At 48.9% G+C, this 19,360-nt stretch carries 17 protein-coding genes; 4 read left to right on the top strand and 13 right to left on the bottom strand.

Annotation, left to right across the window (positions count from 1 at the left end; translation table 11 throughout):
* The 6 genes from QVO97_RS09840 to ftsH form a co-directional block, all read right to left on the bottom strand.
* Positions 1 to 637, bottom strand: a 637-nt coding sequence (locus QVO97_RS09840) for a formate/nitrite transporter family protein (RefSeq protein ID WP_288189573.1), incomplete at its 3' end; no start/stop codon positions are given.
* Positions 638 to 966: 329 nt separating this feature from the next.
* Positions 967 to 1,929: an ABC transporter permease gene (locus QVO97_RS09835; RefSeq protein ID WP_022360158.1), complete on the bottom strand. Its 963-nt coding sequence runs from the start codon at positions 1,927 to 1,929 to the stop codon at positions 967 to 969.
* Positions 1,926 to 3,002, bottom strand: a complete 1,077-nt coding sequence (locus QVO97_RS09830) for an ABC transporter permease (protein ID WP_022360157.1) — start codon at positions 3,000 to 3,002, stop codon at positions 1,926 to 1,928. The genes QVO97_RS09835 and QVO97_RS09830 overlap by 4 nt, the downstream gene beginning before the upstream one ends.
* Positions 2,999 to 4,555 (bottom strand): ABC transporter ATP-binding protein, encoded by a 1,557-nt coding sequence (locus QVO97_RS09825; protein ID WP_022360156.1) that lies wholly within the window; start codon positions 4,553 to 4,555, stop codon positions 2,999 to 3,001. Before QVO97_RS09825 ends, QVO97_RS09830 begins: the two co-directional genes overlap by 4 nt.
* A 193-nt stretch (positions 4,556 to 4,748) precedes the next feature.
* Positions 4,749 to 5,942, bottom strand: coding sequence for a BMP family ABC transporter substrate-binding protein (locus QVO97_RS09820; RefSeq protein ID WP_022360154.1), 1,194 nt, complete (start codon positions 5,940 to 5,942; stop codon positions 4,749 to 4,751).
* A gap of 450 nt (positions 5,943 to 6,392) precedes the next feature.
* Entirely contained in the window at positions 6,393 to 8,276 is a 1,884-nt protein-coding gene (gene ftsH, locus QVO97_RS09815; protein WP_022360153.1) for an ATP-dependent zinc metalloprotease FtsH, read from the bottom strand.
* Positions 8,277 to 8,536: 260 nt separating this feature from the next.
* On the opposite strand from ftsH, the gene QVO97_RS09810 reads away from it, so the two are divergent.
* Complete coding sequence (locus QVO97_RS09810; RefSeq protein ID WP_022360152.1) at positions 8,537 to 9,037, top strand: MarR family winged helix-turn-helix transcriptional regulator; 501 nt, start codon at positions 8,537 to 8,539, stop codon at positions 9,035 to 9,037.
* Between the two features lie 583 nt (positions 9,038 to 9,620).
* Positions 9,621 to 10,184: a tyrosine-type recombinase/integrase gene (locus tag QVO97_RS09805; RefSeq protein ID WP_369678410.1), complete on the top strand. Its 564-nt coding sequence runs from the start codon at positions 9,621 to 9,623 to the stop codon at positions 10,182 to 10,184.
* Between the two features lie 76 nt (positions 10,185 to 10,260).
* Here QVO97_RS09805 and QVO97_RS09800 read toward each other — a convergent pair whose 3' ends face one another.
* From QVO97_RS09800 to QVO97_RS12795, 5 genes are all read right to left on the bottom strand, one after another.
* Positions 10,261 to 10,449, bottom strand: a complete 189-nt coding sequence (locus QVO97_RS09800) for a hypothetical protein (RefSeq protein WP_022360150.1) — start codon at positions 10,447 to 10,449, stop codon at positions 10,261 to 10,263.
* A gap of 305 nt (positions 10,450 to 10,754) precedes the next feature.
* Complete coding sequence (locus tag QVO97_RS09795) at positions 10,755 to 11,507, bottom strand: amino acid ABC transporter ATP-binding protein (protein WP_022360149.1); 753 nt, start codon at positions 11,505 to 11,507, stop codon at positions 10,755 to 10,757.
* Entirely contained in the window at positions 11,497 to 12,186 is a 690-nt protein-coding gene (locus QVO97_RS09790) for an amino acid ABC transporter permease (protein ID WP_022360148.1), read from the bottom strand. Before QVO97_RS09790 ends, QVO97_RS09795 begins: the two co-directional genes overlap by 11 nt.
* 118 nt (positions 12,187 to 12,304) lie before the next feature.
* Complete coding sequence (locus QVO97_RS09785; RefSeq protein WP_022360147.1) at positions 12,305 to 13,138, bottom strand: basic amino acid ABC transporter substrate-binding protein; 834 nt, start codon at positions 13,136 to 13,138, stop codon at positions 12,305 to 12,307.
* A 456-nt stretch (positions 13,139 to 13,594) separates the two neighbouring features.
* Complete coding sequence (locus QVO97_RS12795; protein WP_369678409.1) at positions 13,595 to 13,840, bottom strand: hypothetical protein; 246 nt, start codon at positions 13,838 to 13,840, stop codon at positions 13,595 to 13,597.
* A gap of 27 nt (positions 13,841 to 13,867) precedes the next feature.
* Here QVO97_RS12795 and QVO97_RS12790 point away from each other — a divergent pair, with 27 nt between their 5' ends.
* Positions 13,868 to 14,311 carry a hypothetical protein gene (locus QVO97_RS12790; protein ID WP_369678408.1) on the top strand — a complete coding sequence of 148 codons (444 nt, stop codon included), beginning with the start codon at positions 13,868 to 13,870 and terminating at the stop codon, positions 14,309 to 14,311.
* 265 nt (positions 14,312 to 14,576) lie between these two features.
* Here QVO97_RS12790 and carB read toward each other — a convergent pair whose 3' ends face one another.
* Entirely contained in the window at positions 14,577 to 17,789 is a 3,213-nt protein-coding gene (gene carB / locus QVO97_RS09775; protein WP_022360145.1) for a carbamoyl-phosphate synthase large subunit, read from the bottom strand.
* A 410-nt stretch (positions 17,790 to 18,199) separates the two neighbouring features.
* Between carB and QVO97_RS09770 the strand changes: the two genes are divergently transcribed.
* On the top strand, positions 18,200 to 18,625 hold the full coding sequence (locus QVO97_RS09770; RefSeq protein ID WP_022360144.1) for a DUF3842 family protein: 426 nt from the start codon (positions 18,200 to 18,202) through the stop codon (positions 18,623 to 18,625).
* Positions 18,626 to 18,646: 21 nt separating this feature from the next.
* Here QVO97_RS09770 and ribF read toward each other — a convergent pair.
* On the bottom strand, positions 18,647 to 19,360 hold a 714-nt coding region (gene ribF, locus QVO97_RS09765), incomplete at its 5' end, for a riboflavin biosynthesis protein RibF (protein WP_288189571.1).

Raw genomic sequence — 19,360 nt, 5'->3', positions numbered from 1 at the left:
TCATCAGCCCCGCCGGGATGTAAAACATATTGGCGATGCAATGCTCGAAGCCGCAGAGAATGAAAATCGCCACCGGCGGATAAAGCGCCAGAATTTTGCCAGATACCTGCTCGGAGCTCATCGCCGCCCAGACTGCAATACAAACCAGCACATTACAGAGGATCGCACGGCACAGCACCTCCGGCAGAGTCAGGGTCACCTTGGAAACGGCTGTATTCAGAAGAACCTGCGCCAGATCGCCGCCGTACAGGCTTGGAATATGCCCGTAGACAAATAAAACCGCCACAAAGATCGCGCCAATCAGATTTCCCAGATAGACAAACAGAAGATTTTTAAACAACCCGCCCACGGAAATCCGTTTCTGCAGCGCCGAGATCGTCATCAGGCAGTTCCCAGTGAAAAGTTCCGCCCCGGTGCAGACCACCAGCGCCAATCCTGCAGGGAATACGAGTGCCGAAGCAATCCGCGATGCCGAGGCATTTGTCATTGCTGCCGAGGCAACCGAAGCCCCCGCGCCTGCCAGCGCGATGAACATTCCGGCGAAAAAGCCGAGTATCAGCATATGAGACACCGGAAGTTCCGCCTTTTTTCTGCCCGTCTCCACATAATTTTCTGCAATCTGTTTCGATGCAACCATAGATTTTCCTCCCATCAGCCTTTCTATGTCCGAAATTCATTTTTCAAATTCTTCCTTTTATCTTCTGAATTTCCGAACCTGCCACATCGTTTTATAACCTTTCCTTCCATTTCAAACAGAAAAAGACGGTTTTCGTCCGATCTTTCTGTTCTATCCCTTTAAAATCTTTGACAAACAACCGTCTTTTCTATTATTTCTATATCATTTCTGATGTCGTCCTATCATCTCAAGCCGCCATCTGACATCACCTATCAAGGGCTTCCCTTATTATTTCATGTGACTACTTTTTGCAGCCCTCCCACAAATCCTATAAGTTCCCCTTCATTTTCCTACCGTTCCTCCCGGAAATAATTCTCGCCCAGATGCGCCGGGATATGTGCCCCTTTATTCTTACGCATCGACGCGATCACCAGCACCAATGCGGTGATAATGAACGGAAGGGCATCGAAAAATGCCGTCGGAATCGCATACGTGTTTTTCGGCACATAGTATTTCAGCACGCGCAGCGCCCCGAAAATAAAGGAACCGTAAATAACATTGATCGGCTTCCACGCCGCGAAGATAACGAGGGCAACGGAAATCCAGCCAAGACCGCCGACGCTGTCGCGCAGCCACACGCCGCCGTTGATGATCATCGAGCAATATGCGCCGCCGATACCGCAGATCGCACCGGATAGCAGGATATTAATGTATCTCCACTTTGTAACTTCGATACCTGCCGCATCTGCTGCGCCCGGATTTTCTCCGATCGCCTGCACATTTAAACCAACCTGTGTTTTGTATAAGTAGAAACTCGCCACAATCGCGATGATGATTCCAAGATAAACGAACGGGTTATAGGAAAATAATAATTCTCCGACCACCGGCAGATCACTGAGTCCCGGGATGTGGATGTTACGCATCTGTGCCGTCACCGCATCCGGAAGTTTCAGGGTGCCATTCTCTGATTTTTCCAGCATAAAGACGCCGATAAAATTGGCTAATCCGACGCCGAAAATCGTCAGGGTCAATCCCGTTACGTTCTGATTTGCCATAAATGTGACAGTCAAAACACCGTAAATCAATGCCGACAGCATTCCAGCCACCGCCGCAGCTAACAGCGCCGCAACAAAGTTATCCGTCTGATAGCCGACCATGAATCCGGCGCACGCGCCAATCGACATCATGCCCTCGACCCCCAGATTCAGGTGTCCGACCTTCTCACTCAAAATTTCGCCAACCGTGCCAAACAGGAAAGGCGTACCCGCCAATACAGCCGCCACCAGAAATTTAATTACAATCTCGCTGCTCATGCGCGTGTACCTCCTTTTCCGCGAAATACAAATTGATACCGTATAAACAGTTCACATCCCAGAATGAAGAACAGGATGATTCCCTGCAGCACATCCGCGCAGTCCGAGGACAATCCGAATGAAGACTGAACTACGCTGCTTCCTTTTTCCAGCACACTGAACAAAAAGGTAACCAGCAGAATCACCGGCGGATTTAACTGTGCCAGCCATGCCACGATGATCGCCGTAAATCCGACACCTCCGGCAACTGCCGTCGTCAGCGTGACATCCGAACCGGTCGCCTGCACCATGCCGCCGATGCCGCAGACAGCGCCGGACAGAAACATCGTCCGCAGAACCACTTTTTTTACATTCATGCCGGCATAGCGGGCTGTCTCCTGGCTCTCTCCCACGACGCTGATCTCATATCCCTGCTTGGAACGATTTAAGTAAACCGCTATCACTACCACAAGAATCAGCGCAATCACCCAGCCAAACTGGATGCCGAACACCTTATCGAGCGCCGCATTCTTATTGAAACGGGCAATCTTCGCATATCCCTGGGAACCTGGGTCACGCCATGCGCCCTCTCTCAAAAATACGATGACATTCAGCGCGATATAGTTTAACATCAGCGTAAACAGCGTCTCGTTCGTATCATACCGGGTCTTAAACCACGCCGGAATGAGTCCCCACAGACCTCCGCCGATCGCGCCTGCCAGAAACATCACGATCACCAGCAGCCAGTGATTCCAGTTCGCATGGAACAGTGCAAAATACGAGGCAAAAATACCGCCCATAATGATCTGTCCCTCGGCTCCGATGTTCCAGAATTTCATTTTAAATGCCAGCGTCACACCCAGCGACGCAATTAAAAGTGGAATCATGATTTTGACCGTCGCCTGTATCGCCATCTCGCTTCGCAGCGCTCCGGTTACAATCGTCTGATAAATGACAAATGGATTCTGCCCAATCAGCAGGATAAAGAATCCACCTGCCACCAGAGCCAGCACGATCGCCTCCAGACGGAGGATCAATGTTTCTCTTTTTCCAAGTTCCGCCTTTTTTACAACACGGATCCACGGTTCTTTCATGCCTGTTCCTCCTTCTTTTCGGATGCCATACTCTTATCCAGCCCCAGCTCGCCCGCCTCAGTACCGGTCATCATCAGTCCCAGCTGTTCTTTCGTGAGCTTCTTCGCATCCACGATACCCGTGATCTTTCCATGGCAGAGTACCATGATCCTGTCTGAAAGCTCCAGAAGCACATCCAGATCCTCGCCGATATAGACAACCGCCACGCCCTTTTTCTTCTGCTGGTTCAGGAGGTCGTAAATCAGATAGGAAGAATTAATATCAAGCCCTCGCACCGGGTAAGCCGTGATCAGCACCTGCGGGCTCGACTCAATCTCACGTCCCAAAAGTACCTTCTGGACATTGCCCCCCGACATCATACGCACCGGCGTATCAACGCCCGGCGTCACGATTCCCAGTTCTCCGATCAGGCGTTCTGCCATCTCCCTCGCCGGTTTCCGGTCTACAAACAATCCTTTCCCTTCCGAATAGGACTTGAGCAGCATATTATCAACCATACCCATTGAAGCAACCAGTCCCATGCCGAGACGATCCTCCGGCACGAAACTCATGCTGATTCCGAGGCGGATGATCTCCGCCGGAGTCTTACCGATGATATTTTCCTTACGGTACAAAATAGCGCCCTTTTTCGCGTCCATCAACCCGGTCAGCGTCTCGCAGAGTTCTTTCTGGCCGCTTCCGGCAACACCGGCAACGCCCAGAATCTCGCCTGTTTTAATCTCAAAAGAAATATCATCCAGCGCCACGCCGCCGTCACTCTTATCGACGGTCAGATCGACAATCTTCAAAATAGTCTCTCTCTTCTCCATCTCCGGGCGCTCGATATTCAGGCTGATTGGTCGTCCAACCATAAGCTCCGTAAGTTTCTTCTCATCACATCCGGCGGTTTCTACCGTCTCGATGCTCTTTCCTTTTCGCAGAATCGTGACACGGTCACTGATAGAAAGGACCTCATTTAATTTATGGGTAATAATAATAATCGCACAGCCCTGTTCCCGCATCCGGCGCAGGATTTTAAACAGCCGCTCCGTCTCCTGCGGCGTCAGGACTGCCGTCGGCTCGTCCAGAATCAGGATCTGGGCGCCTCTATATAATACCTTCAGGATCTCGACCGTCTGCTTCTCGCTGACCGACATGTCGTAGACCTTTTTCTCCGGTTCAATTTCAAGTCCAAATGACTGTCCAAGCGCTTCAATTTTTTCCCGCAACGCCTTTCTTCCCAGCCGTTTTCCCTTGGTTCCCAGCACGATATTATCCATCGCACTGAACACATCCACCAGTTTGAAATGCTGATGAATCATACCTATTCCTAAATTTCTCGAATCTACCGGCGAATTTATGGAGACTTCTTTTCCTCCAACCAGAATCGAACCGGCATCTGGGTGGTAGATACCGGAAAGCATGTTCATGAGCGTTGTCTTACCGGAACCATTTTCTCCCAAAAGTGCCATAATCTCGCCGTACCGGACGGTCAGATCAATCTTATCGTTCGCCACGACGCTTCCGAATACTTTCGTGATCTGCCTACACTCAATGGCATACTGTTCTGTCATATCGTCACCTCAAATGAATATTTAACCAATTTTTTAATCAATTTCCTAAAAAAAGAAAAAAGAGGTGCCGCAAATGAAATTGGATCCATTTGAAGCTGCCTCCTTTTATCTGTTATATACTCTTGGAATCTGCAACACCCGGAAGCGTTTCCGAACCTGTTTCAGCATCGCTTCCAGGTATATAATTCCGTGATTATTTCTCTACGATGTTCTTGAAGTACCAGTGAATATTGCCTGTGATATCTGCATCAGACATATGCTCGCCCTCGGTGCCAACGGTGGTTCCGTCGTTGCACTCGATCACGCCGTCAAATACATCCCAGTCGCCAGACTCGATCTGCGCACGTGCCTCATCGATCTTTTCCTGCGTACCATCTACGCACAGGTCAGATAACGGGGAAATGTCTACCAGACCTTCCTCCAGACCGCCGAAGTAGTTCTCGCCTGTCCATGTACCATCAATCAGATCCTGTACAGCTTTGGTATAGTAAGCGCCCCAGTTCCAAACGGTGGAGGTCAGAACTGCCTTCGGAGCATCCTTGCTCATATCAGAGTTGTAACCAACACCAAATACGCCAGCTTCCTCAGCTGCCAGCTGCGGGTTCGGTGTATCGCAGTGCTGTCCAATGACATCACAGCCCTCGTTGATCAGGGCTACGGCTGCCTGTTTCTCACCTTCCGGATCGTACCAGCTGTTGGTGGTCTTGATGTAAACGGTTGCATCCGGGTTTACAGAATATACACCCATTGCAAATGCGTCACATCCGCCGGTAACCTCGGCATTGTCCTTGCCCCAGGCGCCGACATAACCGATCTTATTGCTCTCTGTCTTTAAACCAGCCGCGATACCAGTGAGGTAACGGGACTGATAAATCCGTCCAAAATAATTGTTAAAGTTCACACCGTTGGATTTGTAGCCGGTTGCATGGGAGAAGATAACGTCCGGATATTCTTCTGCCAGTGCCTCGCATGCATCCATGTAGCCCCAGCTTGTCGCGAAGATAATCTGGCATCCTTCCTCGACACACTCGCGCATTGCTGTCTCGATGGCAGTCTGATCATCGTCCGCTACGTTGTTCTTGCGGATAATCTGATCATCCTCCAGACCAACGGCTTTCTGCATCGCTACGATACCCTGATCATGCGTATAGCTGTAACCGGAACCATCCGCCGGATTTCCAATATGAATCACTCCGACCTTCAGATCCTCTTTAGCAACTGCCGGCATCACGCCCTCTGCTGCCTCGCCTGCTTCTGTGTCTGCCGCGTTAGTTCCCTTCTCCTCCGCTGCCTTCGTATCTGCTGTATCAGAAGACGAAGAAGAACAGCCGGCACACAGGGACAGCGCCATGGCAGCGCTCAGTAACACGCTTACTACTTTTCTCATAACATTTCCTCCTAAGAATGCCTGCGAATGCGGTTCTCTCCCTTTCTCATCGTTTGTCAGAATTCCCTCGCAGAACCTGAAATCCGAAAATAAAACCGCATTCTTGAAAATTTGGATCGATACAGGAAATATTATTGCATATTTACAGACGGTTTTCAAGGAATTTACATAATTTTTACTGTGATATTTATTAATATGATTCTATTAGAATTTCTTATGTAATGGTCCATATATTTTATTTTTACTAATATATAAAATTTCAACCCCATTTTCATGTTCTGGTGTTTGCGGTTGCATTCTGCCAGATTGATCTCAAAAACATATCTTTTATTTCTTCCTTAAATATATAAAAGAAATTAAAAAGCAGATGCTCGGCACCTCACTTTAAATGCCTGACATCTGCCTTTCTGACTCTGCTAACTATAATCGCTATAAATGACAAACCATTGATTACGCCTCTGCGTTCTCATTGCCCTCTTCCTTTTTCTCTTCCAGAATCTTCATAAACTCCTCACCGGTGATCGTCTCCTTATCCAGAAGATAGTCTGCCAGCTCATGAAGCTTATCCTCATGCCCGGAAAGAATAGCTTTCGCTTTCTCATACGCGCTCTTTACCAGCGCAATCACTTCCTCATCGACCCTCGCCGCCGTCTCTGCCGAACAAGCCAGGGAAGTATCGCCGCCTAAGTAGGCGTTGTTGACCGTCTCGAGCGCTACCATGCCGAAATGGTCACTCATGCCGTAACGCGTCACCATCGCACGGGCAATCTTGGTTGCCTGTTCGATATCATTCGAAGCCCCTGTCGTGATAGAATGGAAGATCAGCTCCTCCGCCGCACGGCCGCCGGTCAGTGTCACGATCTTGTTGAACGCCTCTTCCCTGCTCATCAGGAAGCGCTGATCCGCCTCCACCTGCATCGTATATCCGAGTGCCCCGGAGGTTCGCGGCACAATCGTGATCTTGTGGACCGGAGCCGAGTGCGTCTGCAGCGCCGCTACCAGCGCATGACCGATCTCATGGTAGGAGACAATCTTCTTCTCATCCCCGGAAACACCGGCATCCTTCTTCTGATATCCGGCAATAACCGTCTCGACACTCTCTTCCAGATCCTGCTGGGACACGGTTTTTCGTCCCATCCGTACTGCCCGCAGCGCCGCCTCATTGACAATGTTTGCCAGCTCCGCGCCGCTCGCACCGTTGGTGGCACGGGCGATCTCATTGTAATCCACACTCTCATCCACTTTAACCTTTTTGCCATGGACTTTCAGAATTGCCTCACGGCCTTTCAGATCCGGCAGCTCTACCGGAATCCGGCGGTCAAAACGTCCCGGACGAAGCAGAGCCGGATCGAGGGATTCCGGACGGTTGGTCGCCGCCAGAATGACAACACCCTTCTTACCGTCAAAACCATCCATCTCAGTCAGAAGCTGGTTCAGCGTCTGCTCGCGCTCGTCATTGCCGCCCATGCCGGCGCCGTCACGCTTCTTACCAATCGTATCGATCTCGTCGATAAATACGATACACGGCGCTTTTTCATTGGCCTGTTTAAATAAATCACGCACCTTCGCCGCACCCATGCCGACAAACATCTCAACAAATTCCGAACCGGAGATCGAGAAGAACGGAACGTGTGCTTCCCCGGCAACAGCCTTCGCCAGCATCGTTTTACCGGTTCCTGGAGGTCCGACTAACAGGGCGCCCTTCGGCAGCACCGCACCGATCTCCGAGTATTTTTCCGGCTTATGCAGGAAATCGACAATCTCTTTTAATGCATCCTTCGCCTCTTCCTCGCCAGCCACATCTGCAAATGTGATACCCGTCTCGGATTCTGCATAAATCTTCGCATTCGACTTGCCAAACGTCATTGCGTTGCCAGGTCCGCCACCCATCCGTTTCATCAACGAACGTCCCATGAGCTGTCCGATTCCCACAAAGAGAATCAGCGGCAGGATCCAGGTCAGCAGGAAATTCAGCAGCGGGGATGCCTGTGTGTTGATCTCCGCACTGTATTTCACATCCTTACCATCCAGCAGATCGTACAGATTGACACCCGGAATCTCGCCGGTTTTGTAGGTGACATTCCACGCTGTGTTTTTATTGTCATTTTTCAGCGTATAAACGATCTCATTGTTCGTCGTCACATACACTTCATCGACATTATCTTCCTTCAACTGATCGCTGAACTGGTCAAACCGCACCTGCTGCGTCCGATCCATCATAGATGGAAAGAGGAAAATATTTAACAGCATGACAATCAGCATAACCAATCCATAATAATATAAAAATGATTTTCTGGGCGGCTGCTTTCCGCCGCCGTTCGTGTTCTCTACCATAGATTGTTCTCCTTATTGTGAGTCTGTGACAGATGGTTTCTGTGTTTCTGTCACATCGTTTCGTGATACATTAACATATACAGCATTCTTTGTTATTTGTCAATCCACAATAGTAAATATTTATTTACTTTTTATATTTGTTGACCTTTTTGTCTGGATGTGCTAGAGTACAAGTAAATTGATGTTTCCTTGTTTGCAATTTATGTTTGTGAAATGGACCGCATTTTATTACTTTGATATTTAAATTTGGAGGTTTTCCTATGAATCCAGGCAAAAAAAATTCAAATCTTTTAAAAAACACCGGTATCCACTTCCTGGAGTTTGCACTCGGCTTTCTTTCCCTGGCAAAATGCCACTACCAGCCAAGCCATGATATGAAAGTCAACTCGCTTCCATTTTTCGCCCTGATCGCGCTCGACAGCTGGGCAGATCAGGACTATACCATGTCTGAGCTGGCGGACAAGCTGAGTATCACAAAGCAGCAGCTCTCCCATATGATCAAGGTTCTTGAGGAACGCGGTCTGGTCGAGCGGATCCATGATACAGCCAACCGCCGCCGCGTCTACATCCGCATCTGCGATTCCGGCCGTGAGATGATGAACCAGATGAAGCAGGAAATGCTGTCTTCCACCCTGTTTGGGCTGCGCGCTTACACCCCGGAAGAACTGGCATCGATGGACGAGTGCCTGTGCCGCCTGATGGAATTAATGAAGAAATTCAACTGTGAAACCGATGAAACTGCGAAGAATGTATCCGTATGATAAAGACACCGGAGACACTTTTTTCTCCGCTTTCTTTTAAATCCTGTATAATTGACTTTTGTAACGTCCAGCAGCATTCCGGATTGATTTCTCTGCCATTTCATCCTTTCATCCGTTCCGGTGTGTTCCACGCCTCGGCAGAGTTTTCTTTCTGTGCCAATGGACGTTTCTCAATGATACAGAAAGAAGGTTCCTACATATTATGCCACAAATGATAGAAAATCATATTTTTCCACACGCTACTCATAACAAGCACACTCTCCCCCTCTCATCCAGGCAAACTTCTGCTGCCATTCCACGCCTTTCCGGTCAAACGCGTGCTGCTGCACCTGCAAGAGCCCAAAAGGCCGCGGACGAATTTGCCCGCTACCTGCTCACGCGCAACCTTGCCGATGAGCCACTCCGCTCTTACACTTATGCGGTACGGCAGTATTTTACCTATTACCGTGACATTACCTATCCCAATTTAAAGCTATACAAAATCTTTCTGCTCGAGCACTACAAGCCGCAGACCATCAACCAGCGGATCCGGGCTTTGAATGCCTACCTGGATTTTAAAAAGCTCTATCCCGGGCATCTTCCCATGGTAAAAATCCAGCAGAAAACCTCTCTGGATCACATGATCAGCGAGGCGGATTATGAATACCTGAAACGCTGCCTGCTTCGGGATGAACGGTACACTTACTATTTTCTCATCCGTTTCATGGCGGCAACCGGCGTCCGGGTCAGCGAGGTGATTCAGTTCCAGGCAGAAGATATTTTCTCCGGCTATAAGGACATCTATTCCAAAGGAAATAAAGTCCGGCGCATCTACATCCCACAGTCACTCCGAACCGATACCCTCAAATGGCTTTCCTTTCTCCACAAATCCCACGGTCCCATCTTCCTCAACCGCTTCGGTTCCCCCATCTCTCCAGGCGGCATCCGCAGCCAGCTCAAAACCATCGCCCTCTCCTACCACATGACACCGGAAATGGTACATCCACATGCATTCCGCCACCGGTTTGCCAAGAGTTTTATCGAAAAATGCGGCGATATTTCCCTGCTGGCGGATCTGTTAGGACACGACAGCATCGAAACAACCCGGGGGTACCTGATGAAATCGAGTCAGGAACAGCAGACGGTGATTGACCGGGTGGTGACGTGATAGGCACAGGCGTGTGAAAACCATAAAAGGGGAAAGAACTGCCATTTTCCGCAATTCTTTCCCCTTTATTATAGATTTATTTTTTCTCTGCCTCCACAATCACGAGCTCATATGGCAGTGCTTCCTCAGCGCTATCGGTTCTAATGTTTTCAACCGACCGTTCTACCGCATTCTCTTTTTTCTCCTGTTTCCCACTATCCAGCTTTTCTTGGAGTGCATCTGTATTTTCTTTCTCTTCTTTCTGCTTATCCTCCTTCTCCTTCATTTTTTCCGTATCCGACGTCTCTTCCAGCTTTGTCTCAGCATTCTGTTCCGCCTTCTTTTCAGAATCTTCCTCCTTTTCTTCTGTTCTACTAATAAGACGATGGAAGATTTCATTTGGTTTTACATATTTGCAATTTTTTTAACAACTTTTCTTTCCAAATAAACATTTTTCAAAACAGAAGTTAGAAGAACCAGATGAATAATAGAAAACGCATAAAGATATTACAGGCATAAAAAAAGCCCGGCAGAAAGAAAATGTTCTATGACATTCTCTCCCTACCGGACTTTTCCTAATATTAAATTTCCTTACAGCACCTTACTCAAAAATGCCTTCAATCTTTCGCTCTTTGGATGCTCAAAGAACTCCTTCGGTTCGTTTTCTTCGATGAAGTTACCGCCCTCCATGAACATGACGCGGGTTGCCACCTCGCGGGCGAAGCCCATCTCATGGGTAACCACGACCATCGTCATGTGTTCCTCGGCAAGCTGGCGCATTACGTTTAATACCTCGCCTACCATCTCCGGGTCAAGCGCAGAGGTTGGCTCGTCAAAGAGCATCACATCCGGATGCATTGCCAGTGCGCGGACGATCGCCACACGCTGTTTCTGACCGCCGGAGAGCTGTCCCGGATAGGCGGATGCCTTTTCCTTTAATCCGACACGCTCCAGAAGTTTCAATGCCTCCGTCTCCGCCTCGTCCTTCGGGCGTCCGAGCAGTTTCATCGGTGCCAGCGTCATATTATCAAGAATCGTCATATGCGGGAACAGGTTGAACTGCTGGAATACCATTCCCATTTTCTGACGGAGTTTGTCAATGTTTGTCTTCGGATCCGTGATATCCGTTCCCTCAAAATAGATGTGTCCGCCGGTCGGAGTTTCCAGCAGGTTCATGCAGCGCAGAAATGTGGATTTACCGGAACCGGATGGTCCGATCACGCAGACAACATCCCCCTTGCGTATCTGGGTGGAAATATTGGTCAGGACCTTTAAATCACCGAACGCCTTGGAAAGGTCATTGATGTCAATTATCACTTCTCCGTTTTGTACGTTATCGTTCATTCTTTCTCAGGCTCCTTTCCAGATTCTGTGCAAAGTGGTTGAAGATCATCGTCAGCGCCAGATAAACAGCAGCCACGATCAGAAGCGGTGTCCACGCGTCATACGTTCTGGAACGGATGATATCACCGCCCTTCGTAAGATCCTGCACCGCCACGTAACCGGCTACCGAAGTCTCTTTCAGAAGAACAACAAACTCATTGCAGAGCGCCGGAAGTACGTTTTTAAACGCCTGCGGCATAATAATATAACGCATCGTCTGGACATAGTTAAAACCAAGGCTTCGACCTGCCTCCATCTGTCCCTCGTCGATCGACATGATACCGGAACGGAAGATCTCCGCTACATATGCCGCCGAGTTAAGACCAAACGCGATCACACCGACAAAGACGCCGGCAAATACACGCGATACAAAAATACAGTAGTAGAAAATCATCAACTGGATGACAACCGGCGTTCCCCGGATGACCGTCAGATATACCTGGCAGACACCATTTAAAAATTTCATTTTACCGGTTTTGTCGTGAGTCGCACGGACAATCGCAATCAGCAGACCAAGGGCAATGCCGATCAGGGTCGCAAATAACGTGATGATCAGGGTATTTTTTAGGCCCCCTGTCAAATACTGCCACCTGTCATCCTTGATCAGGTTTAAATATAAGGCCTGCTTGAGTTTCTCCAATCCGTTTTCCTCCTTGTAAAATGATATAGACCCGAAAAAGGGCTGCTGCCGAATTTCATCTTTTTCATTCTGCAGCAACCTTTTTCTTAATCAAACAGATGTAGCTTTTTCTGTCAAATTATTCAGCGGTAATGTATTTTGCAACGATCTCGTCCAGTTTTCCAGACTCTTTCAGGTTTGCGATGGATGCGTTGATAGCGTCCAGAAGCTCTGTATTGCCCTTCTTAACTGCAATTGCGTACTCTTCTTCTGCGTACGGTGTTTCCAGAAGCTTTAAGCCTTCATTCTCGTCTACAAATACCTGTGCCGGTTTGTTGTCAATGATAACTGCATCGATCTTGCCAGTAGACAGTGCCTGTACTGCATCTGCGCCCTTGGAAAATCTCTGTACGCTCTCCTCGCCGAAATCATCGGTGGAGTACAGGTCTCCGGTGGTACCCTGCTGAACGCCGATCTGCTTGCCCTTTAAATCATCCAGGGATGCGATGTCGCTGTCCTCTGTTACGATAACAGACTGAACGCCGGTTGCGTAAGTGTCAGAAAAATCCACCTGAGTCTGACGGTCCTCGGTAACAGTCATGCCTGCTGCTGCGAAATCAGCTTTGCCGGACTGAACCTCCGGAATGATAGAATCGAACGCTACGTCGGTGATTTCCAGAGATGCTCCCATATCCTCGCAGATAGCGTTTGCAATATCTACGTCGATACCTACGATATCATTTCCATCGTGGTACTCATACGGTGCGAACTCAGCGTTGGTGGACATAATCAGAGTCTTTCCTGCAAATGCGCTGTCGCCAGCTTCTGCTGCCTCGCTGCCCTCTGCTGCCTCTGCGGTTGTCTCCTCATTCTCCTCTGCGGCTGCGGTTGTCTCTGCCGGTTTGGAAGAGCATGCTGCTAACGATGCTGCCATAGCAGTTGCCATAGCGATTGCTGCTAATTTCTTTTTCATAATAAATTCCTCCTCATTTCTATTCGCTGCTTTTGTATTTTTATGCAGTAAATACGAATATCCTTACTTTTATTACCGTATCTAGGAATACATTATACCGCATTTTTATAAATAATCAAGCCTGAATTCCTGTTTTTTACAGGGTTTTGTATGATTATGCATTCTTTTCCAATTTGTACGGTTCCAGTTACGGGCAGATCTTGTTGTTAATTCTTGGCAAATCTAATATTTCGTACTATAACTATTCTGTACCGTTTTCTCTGTACTGGGCATCGGCTTCGCGTTTTTTATTTCATAGGACACAATTTCCCATGGAACAAAGAAATCGCACCTGATTCACAAGATACGGAACCATTCCTTAGGTTTTATTACGAAAGAAGGCTTTTTATGATTTCCCGTCTACTTACCTTAACTGCCTGGTCCATGACACCGCCCGCAGTCTGGTCTCCCTTTCATTTAGTATTTATGCTGATCGGCATCCCGCTCGCTGCCTTTGCCGCATGGAAATTGCGGACGCGCTCCGAAGCGTTCCGTCTGCATCTGCTCTTTGCCTGCGGTGTTTTTCTGGCATTTTCCGAGGTCTACAAACAGCTTTTTCTCTATTACATAGAAAACAACCGGCACTACGACTGGTGGTATTTTCCATTCCAGCTCTGCAGCCTGCCGATGTACCTCTGCCTGCTGCTGCCCTTTGTTCCGCATAAATATCAACGTATTTTTTGCACTTTTATGTATAATTACAACCTGCTCGGTGCCGTCATGGTGTTCGTCGATCCGTCCGGTCTGATGCACCCGTACTGGACGCTGACCCTGCATGGATTTATCTGGCATATCCTTCTGATCTTCATCGGACTGCTCATCGCCTTTTCCCGCATGGTGCTACCAACCGCCAAAGGATTTTGGCAGTCTACAGCTGTATTTGCGGTCGGATGTGTCATCGCAACCATCATCAATGTTACCTCGCATCCGTATGGAAACGCGGATATGTTTTATATCACGCCGTACTACGCGACCACGCAGATTGTGTACTCCCAGATCGCTGCTAAATTTGGAATTTTTGCCGGAAATGCAGTGTACGTGCTTTCGATCATCCTGGGTGCCTGGCTGCTTCATCTCGTATTTCAAGCCGAACGTCCGTTAGACTTGGCGCGTGATTCTGGTCAGCGAAGCTGACATATTCGTTGCTGCTCACTCATTCCGTGCACAGCAACGGGATTGTGCCGATGCTTCGCATTTAAAATCGGCAAAATCTGCTATCGATACGATATCATACGGAATTTTCAGTTCAGAAAATTCCTAATCTGCAATTAAAAGAGCGCCAGCCCCGCATTCACAGCCGGGCAGACGCTCTTTTCTATAACAGCTCAATTAATTCACTGTCACGGTAAAATCCACTGAAACGACTTTGTAACAATGGATTTTACCCTTTTATTTTTATTTACTGAATCTCGCTATGGAACTCCTGCAGGGACTTAACCTCCAGATGTCCGTTCTTCTTGATACTTCTCAGAGCCTGTACGGTAGCCTTTGCTGCTGCCATGTTGGTGAAGTACGGAATCTTCGCCTTTACAGCTGCCTTACGGATGTAGCTATCATCGCCTCTGCCCTTCTTATCGTTCGGGGTATTGATGATGATTGCCACTTCTCCGTTGGTAATTTTATCTAAAATGTTCGGACGGCCTTCGTTGATCTTGCATACCTTCTCAGCCGGAAGTCCTGCTGCTACCATCACATCACAGGTTCTGCCTGTACCCATCAGGGTAAAGCCACACTCGTAGAAGCCTCTTGCAACCTCGATAAGCTCTATCTTATCCTTGTCATTGACACTCAGGAGGACAGTTCCGGAAGAAGGAAGACGTGTCTGGGTTGCTTCCTGTGCCTTGTAGATAGCCTCACCAACGCTGGTGGACATACCAAGAACCTCACCGGTGGAACGCATCTCCGGTCCAAGTACCGGGTCAACCTCCGGGAACATCTTGAACGGGAATACCGGCATCTTAACACCGTAGTGCGGAATCTTCTTCTCTTTCAGTGCCGGAACCGGTGACGGACGGCCTGTTAAGTAGGAAGTCATGATATCCGTTGCCAGTTTTACCATCTTGATGTTGCATACTTTAGATACCAGCGGCACGGTACGGGATGCTCTCGGGTTTGCCTCCAGCACGTATACTTCGCCGTCCTCGATTGCATACTGCATGTTCATCAGACCTACTACGTGCATCTCTTTTGCGATACGGCTTGTGTAATCGCGGATTGTCTCTACCTGATCCTTGGTCAGATTTCTGGACGGAAGGATACAAGCGGAGTCTCCGGAATGGATACCTGCCAGCTCGATATGCTCCATAACTGCCGGAACAAATACGTTCTCGCCATCGCTGATCGCATCTGCTTCACACTCGGTTGCATGATGCAGGAAACGGTCAATCAGGATCGGACGGTCCGGAGTTACGCCGACAGCTGCTCTCATATAGAAGGTCATCGCTTCATCGTCATGAACAACCTCCATGCCGCGGCCGCCAAGTACATAGGACGGACGAACCATAACCGGATAACCGATCTTATTAGCAATCTCCAATGCATCTTCTACAGTAACTGCCATGCCTGACTCCGGCATCGGAATCTGCAGTTTATCCATCATCGCACGGAACAGGTCACGATCCTCTGCCATGTCGATGGTTTCCGGAGTTGTACCCAGAATGTTGACACCATATTTCTTCAGGTCTGCTGCCAGGTTCAGCGGTGTCTGACCACCAAACTGTGCGATAACGCCCAGCGGTTTCTCCTTGTGATAGATGCTTAATACATCTTCCAGAGTCAGCGGCTCGAAATACAGTTTATCGGAGGTATCATAGTCTGTAGATACGGTCTCTGGGTTGCAGTTAACGATAATTGTCTCAAATCCAAGCTCTTTCAGGGCGATAGCTGCATGTACGCAGCAGTAGTCAAACTCAATACCCTGACCGATACGGTTCGGACCGCCGCCAAGAATCATGATCTTCTTGTTGTCGCTGCACGGACTCTGATCCTTGATATGGTAGCTGGAGAAGTAGTATGCGGAATCCGGTGTGCCACTTACGTGTACGCCCTCCCAGCCTTCTACGATACCTTCTTTGGTTCTTGCATCGCGGATCTCTTCCTCAGTAACGCCTAACAGCTCGCTTAAATATTTATCTGCAAAACCGTCCAGCTTCGCCTGGCGGAGAACCTCAACCGGCGGAACCTCGCCCTTATACTGCATCAGGCTTTCTTCCTCTTCTACCAGTTCTTTCATCTGCTGGATGAAGTAATGTTTAATCTTGGTTAATTCGAACAGCTCGTCTACGGTAGCGCCCTTACGAAGTGCCTCGTACATAATGAACTGACGTTCGCTGCTCGGAACATGCAGCATCGCAAGCAGTTCTTTTTTTGTCTTCTTATCGAAGTCTTTCGCATGACCAAGACCGTAACGGCCTCTCTCCAGGCTTCGGATCGCCTTCTGGAATGCCTCTTTGTAGGTCTTTCCGATACTCATAACCTCGCCGACTGCCTTCATCTGGGTTCCCAGCTTGTCCTCTGCGCCTTTGAACTTCTCAAATGCCCAGCGTGCAAACTTGATAACAATATAGTCGCCGGACGGAACATACTGATCCAGAGTGCCGCTCTTGCCGCATGGAATCTCATCCAGAGTCATACCGGTTGCCAGCATCGCTGATACCAGTGCAATCGGGAAACCAGTTGCCTTGGATGCCAGTGCGGACGAACGGGAGGTTCTCGGGTTGATCTCGATAACAATATCACGGTCTGTCTTCGGATCGTGTGCCCACTGTACGTTGGTACCGCCGATTACCTGGATTGCTTCTACGATCTTGTAGGATTTCTCCTGCAGACGTTTCTGCACTTCTTCCGAAATGGTTAACATCGGAGCAGAACAGAATGAATCTCCGGTGTGTACGCCCAGCGGATCAATATTTTCAATAAAGCAGACAGTGATCATGTTGTTCTTCGCATCGCGGACAACTTCCAGCTCAAGCTCTTCCCATCCAAGGATAGACTCCTCTACCAGAACCTGACCAACCATACTGGCCTGCAGGCCTCTTGCACACACGGTCTTCAGTTCTTCTACGTTATATACAAGACCGCCGCCTTCGCCGCCCATGGTGTAAGCCGGACGAAGAACAACCGGATAACCCAGTTTATCTGCGATTGCCAGTGCATCCTCAACGCTGTAGGCAACTTCACTTCTAGCCATCTCGATGCCCAGGCTTTCCATTGTATGCTTAAACTCGATACGGTCCTCACCACGCTCGATAGCATCAACCTGAACGCCGATTACTTTAACATCATATTTATCCAGAACACCTGCTGCTGCCAATTCGGAGCAGAGGTTCAGTCCGGACTGTCCACCCAGGTTCGGGAGCAGCGCATCCGGGCGCTCTTTTTCAATGATCTGAGTCAGACGGTCTACGTTCAGCGGCTCAATATAAGTCACATCTGCTGTCTCCGGATCCGTCATAATCGTAGCCGGATTGGAATTGACCAGCACAATCTCATAGCCGAGTTTTCTCAGTGCCTTGCACGCCTGTGTTCCCGAATAATCGAACTCACACGCCTGTCCGATAATGATTGGACCGGAACCGATAATCAATACTTTGTGAATGTCATTTCTCCTCATGTTTTCTCCCTCTCATTGTCTGCTGTTTTTTGGCTTTAAAAAAGCGGCCTCCCGGATCAACTAAAAATCAAGCACCTCCGCGGTGCCTTCACGCGCGTCTGTCTGATCTTCCGTCATCCTGACAGCCTCCGCCAATCGCAGCTCTGCCAGACCCCAGTTAGCCATTATCAGCATTATAATAGAAAGCGCTTTATTTGTAAACAAAAAATTTTACAAAAATCGATCTTTTTCGCTTTTCAAATTTGATCTTCTATGATATTATAGGAAAGATATACTGGGGTGTTTATTTTGTCAAAAAGGCAGATTTAGACCCTCTTATTTTCGTTCCTGCGCGAGAATGTGCCAAGGCACATTCTTTTTTATTATCTTGTCCTACGAAAATCCTACGAAAAGGAAAGGGGTTATCCATTATGAAAAAAGTTGTTATCATCGACGGTCAGGGCGGACGCATGGGGCGCGCCCTCGTAGAAGAAATCCATAAACTCTGTCCCGGACAGCCGCTTCTCGCGCTCGGTGCCAACACCACTGCCACTGCCGCGATGATGAAAGCCGGAGCTGCCATGGGCGCCACCGGAGAAAACCCCGTTCTCGTCGCCTGCCGCGATGCCGACCTAATCATCGGACCAATCGGCATCGTCATTGCAGACTCCCTCTTAGGAGAAATCACCCCCGCCATGGCAGCCGCCATCGGACAAAGCCGCGCCCAGAAAATCCTGATTCCTGTCAGTGGAAGCTCCTATTGCCGCCATATTTTAGTAGGAACACAGAATTTACCAATGAATGAATATATCCATTTGGCGGCAGAGGAAGCAGCTACCTACCTGAATCATATTTAAAAAATGCACGAAGCTGAACTCTCATCGTTCCGCTCCGTGCATTTTTCTCCCGGTCTCTTTATCCTTCAAAACCTGCATCTTCAACTCATCCACCCCGGAAAATTTCATCTCCGGCCGCATAAAATCTAAAAAATGAACCTCTATCTTTTTCCCATACAGGTTTTCATCCAGATCATAGATATATGTCTCCGCCCCCGCTGGTCGTTCTCCGGCAATCGTCGGTTTTTTTCCAATATTCGTGATACTTCCATAAGAAGCACCCTCAATCACCGTCCGGGAGAGATATACCCCGAACGCCGGAAGATGTTTCTGGATTCCCGGCAGGATATTCGCCGTCGGAAAACCTAGGGTGGAACCTAAATGCTCCCCGTGTACCACCTGTCCGCTGATCCGGTACTCGTATCCCAACAGTTCATTCGCCTTGCGGATATTTCCCTTCGCCAGCTCTTCCCGGATATAGGTGCTGCTGATCTCGCGATCGCCGTCCATCGCCTTTTCAACGATCGATACCTCATATCCATATTTCGGTGCCAGTTTCCGAAGCAGTTCAGCATCGCCCTTCCGCTGGTAGCCAAAATGGCAGTCCGGCCCGGACACGATCGCCTTTGCGCCCATCTTGCCGACCAGAATCTCGGCAACAAACTGTTCCGGGTCCATATGTGCGACTTCCTGGTTGAACGGATATTCCACCAGATACTCCACCCCCGCCTCGCGCAGGTTCTCCTCGCGCTCCTC

This window comes from Clostridium sp. CAG:43, from assembly GCF_000434655.1.
Taxonomy (GTDB): domain Bacteria; phylum Bacillota; class Clostridia; order Lachnospirales; family Lachnospiraceae; genus Otoolea; species Otoolea fessa.
The sequence above is the reverse complement of the archived record's forward strand: the minus strand, read 5'-3'. Positions and strand labels throughout refer to the sequence as shown.

Excerpts from the sequence above, each read along its gene's own strand:
- ftsH (WP_022360153.1), bottom strand. The coding sequence starts at position 8,276 with ATGGTAGAGAACACGAACGGCGGCGGAAAGCAGCCGCCCAGAAAATCA.
- QVO97_RS09770 (WP_022360144.1), top strand. The coding sequence starts at position 18,200 with ATGAAAAAAGTTGTTATCATCGACGGTCAGGGCGGACGCATGGGGCGC.
- QVO97_RS09810 (WP_022360152.1), top strand. The coding sequence starts at position 8,537 with ATGAATCCAGGCAAAAAAAATTCAAATCTTTTAAAAAACACCGGTATC.
- QVO97_RS09835 (WP_022360158.1), bottom strand. The coding sequence starts at position 1,929 with ATGAGCAGCGAGATTGTAATTAAATTTCTGGTGGCGGCTGTATTGGCG.
- QVO97_RS09795 (WP_022360149.1), bottom strand. The coding sequence starts at position 11,507 with ATGAACGATAACGTACAAAACGGAGAAGTGATAATTGACATCAATGAC.
- QVO97_RS12795 (WP_369678409.1), bottom strand. The coding sequence starts at position 13,840 with ATGCGGAACAAAGGGCAGCAGCAGGCAGAGGTACATCGGCAGGCTGCA.
- QVO97_RS12790 (WP_369678408.1), top strand. The coding sequence starts at position 13,868 with ATGTATAATTACAACCTGCTCGGTGCCGTCATGGTGTTCGTCGATCCG.
- QVO97_RS09785 (WP_022360147.1), bottom strand. The coding sequence starts at position 13,138 with ATGAAAAAGAAATTAGCAGCAATCGCTATGGCAACTGCTATGGCAGCA.
- QVO97_RS09830 (WP_022360157.1), bottom strand. The coding sequence starts at position 3,002 with ATGAAAGAACCGTGGATCCGTGTTGTAAAAAAGGCGGAACTTGGAAAA.
- QVO97_RS09800 (WP_022360150.1), bottom strand. The coding sequence starts at position 10,449 with ATGAAGGAGAAGGAGGATAAGCAGAAAGAAGAGAAAGAAAATACAGAT.
- QVO97_RS09805 (WP_369678410.1), top strand. The coding sequence starts at position 9,621 with ATGGTAAAAATCCAGCAGAAAACCTCTCTGGATCACATGATCAGCGAG.
- QVO97_RS09820 (WP_022360154.1), bottom strand. The coding sequence starts at position 5,942 with ATGAGAAAAGTAGTAAGCGTGTTACTGAGCGCTGCCATGGCGCTGTCC.
- QVO97_RS09825 (WP_022360156.1), bottom strand. The coding sequence starts at position 4,555 with ATGACAGAACAGTATGCCATTGAGTGTAGGCAGATCACGAAAGTATTC.
- carB (WP_022360145.1), bottom strand. The coding sequence starts at position 17,789 with ATGAGGAGAAATGACATTCACAAAGTATTGATTATCGGTTCCGGTCCA.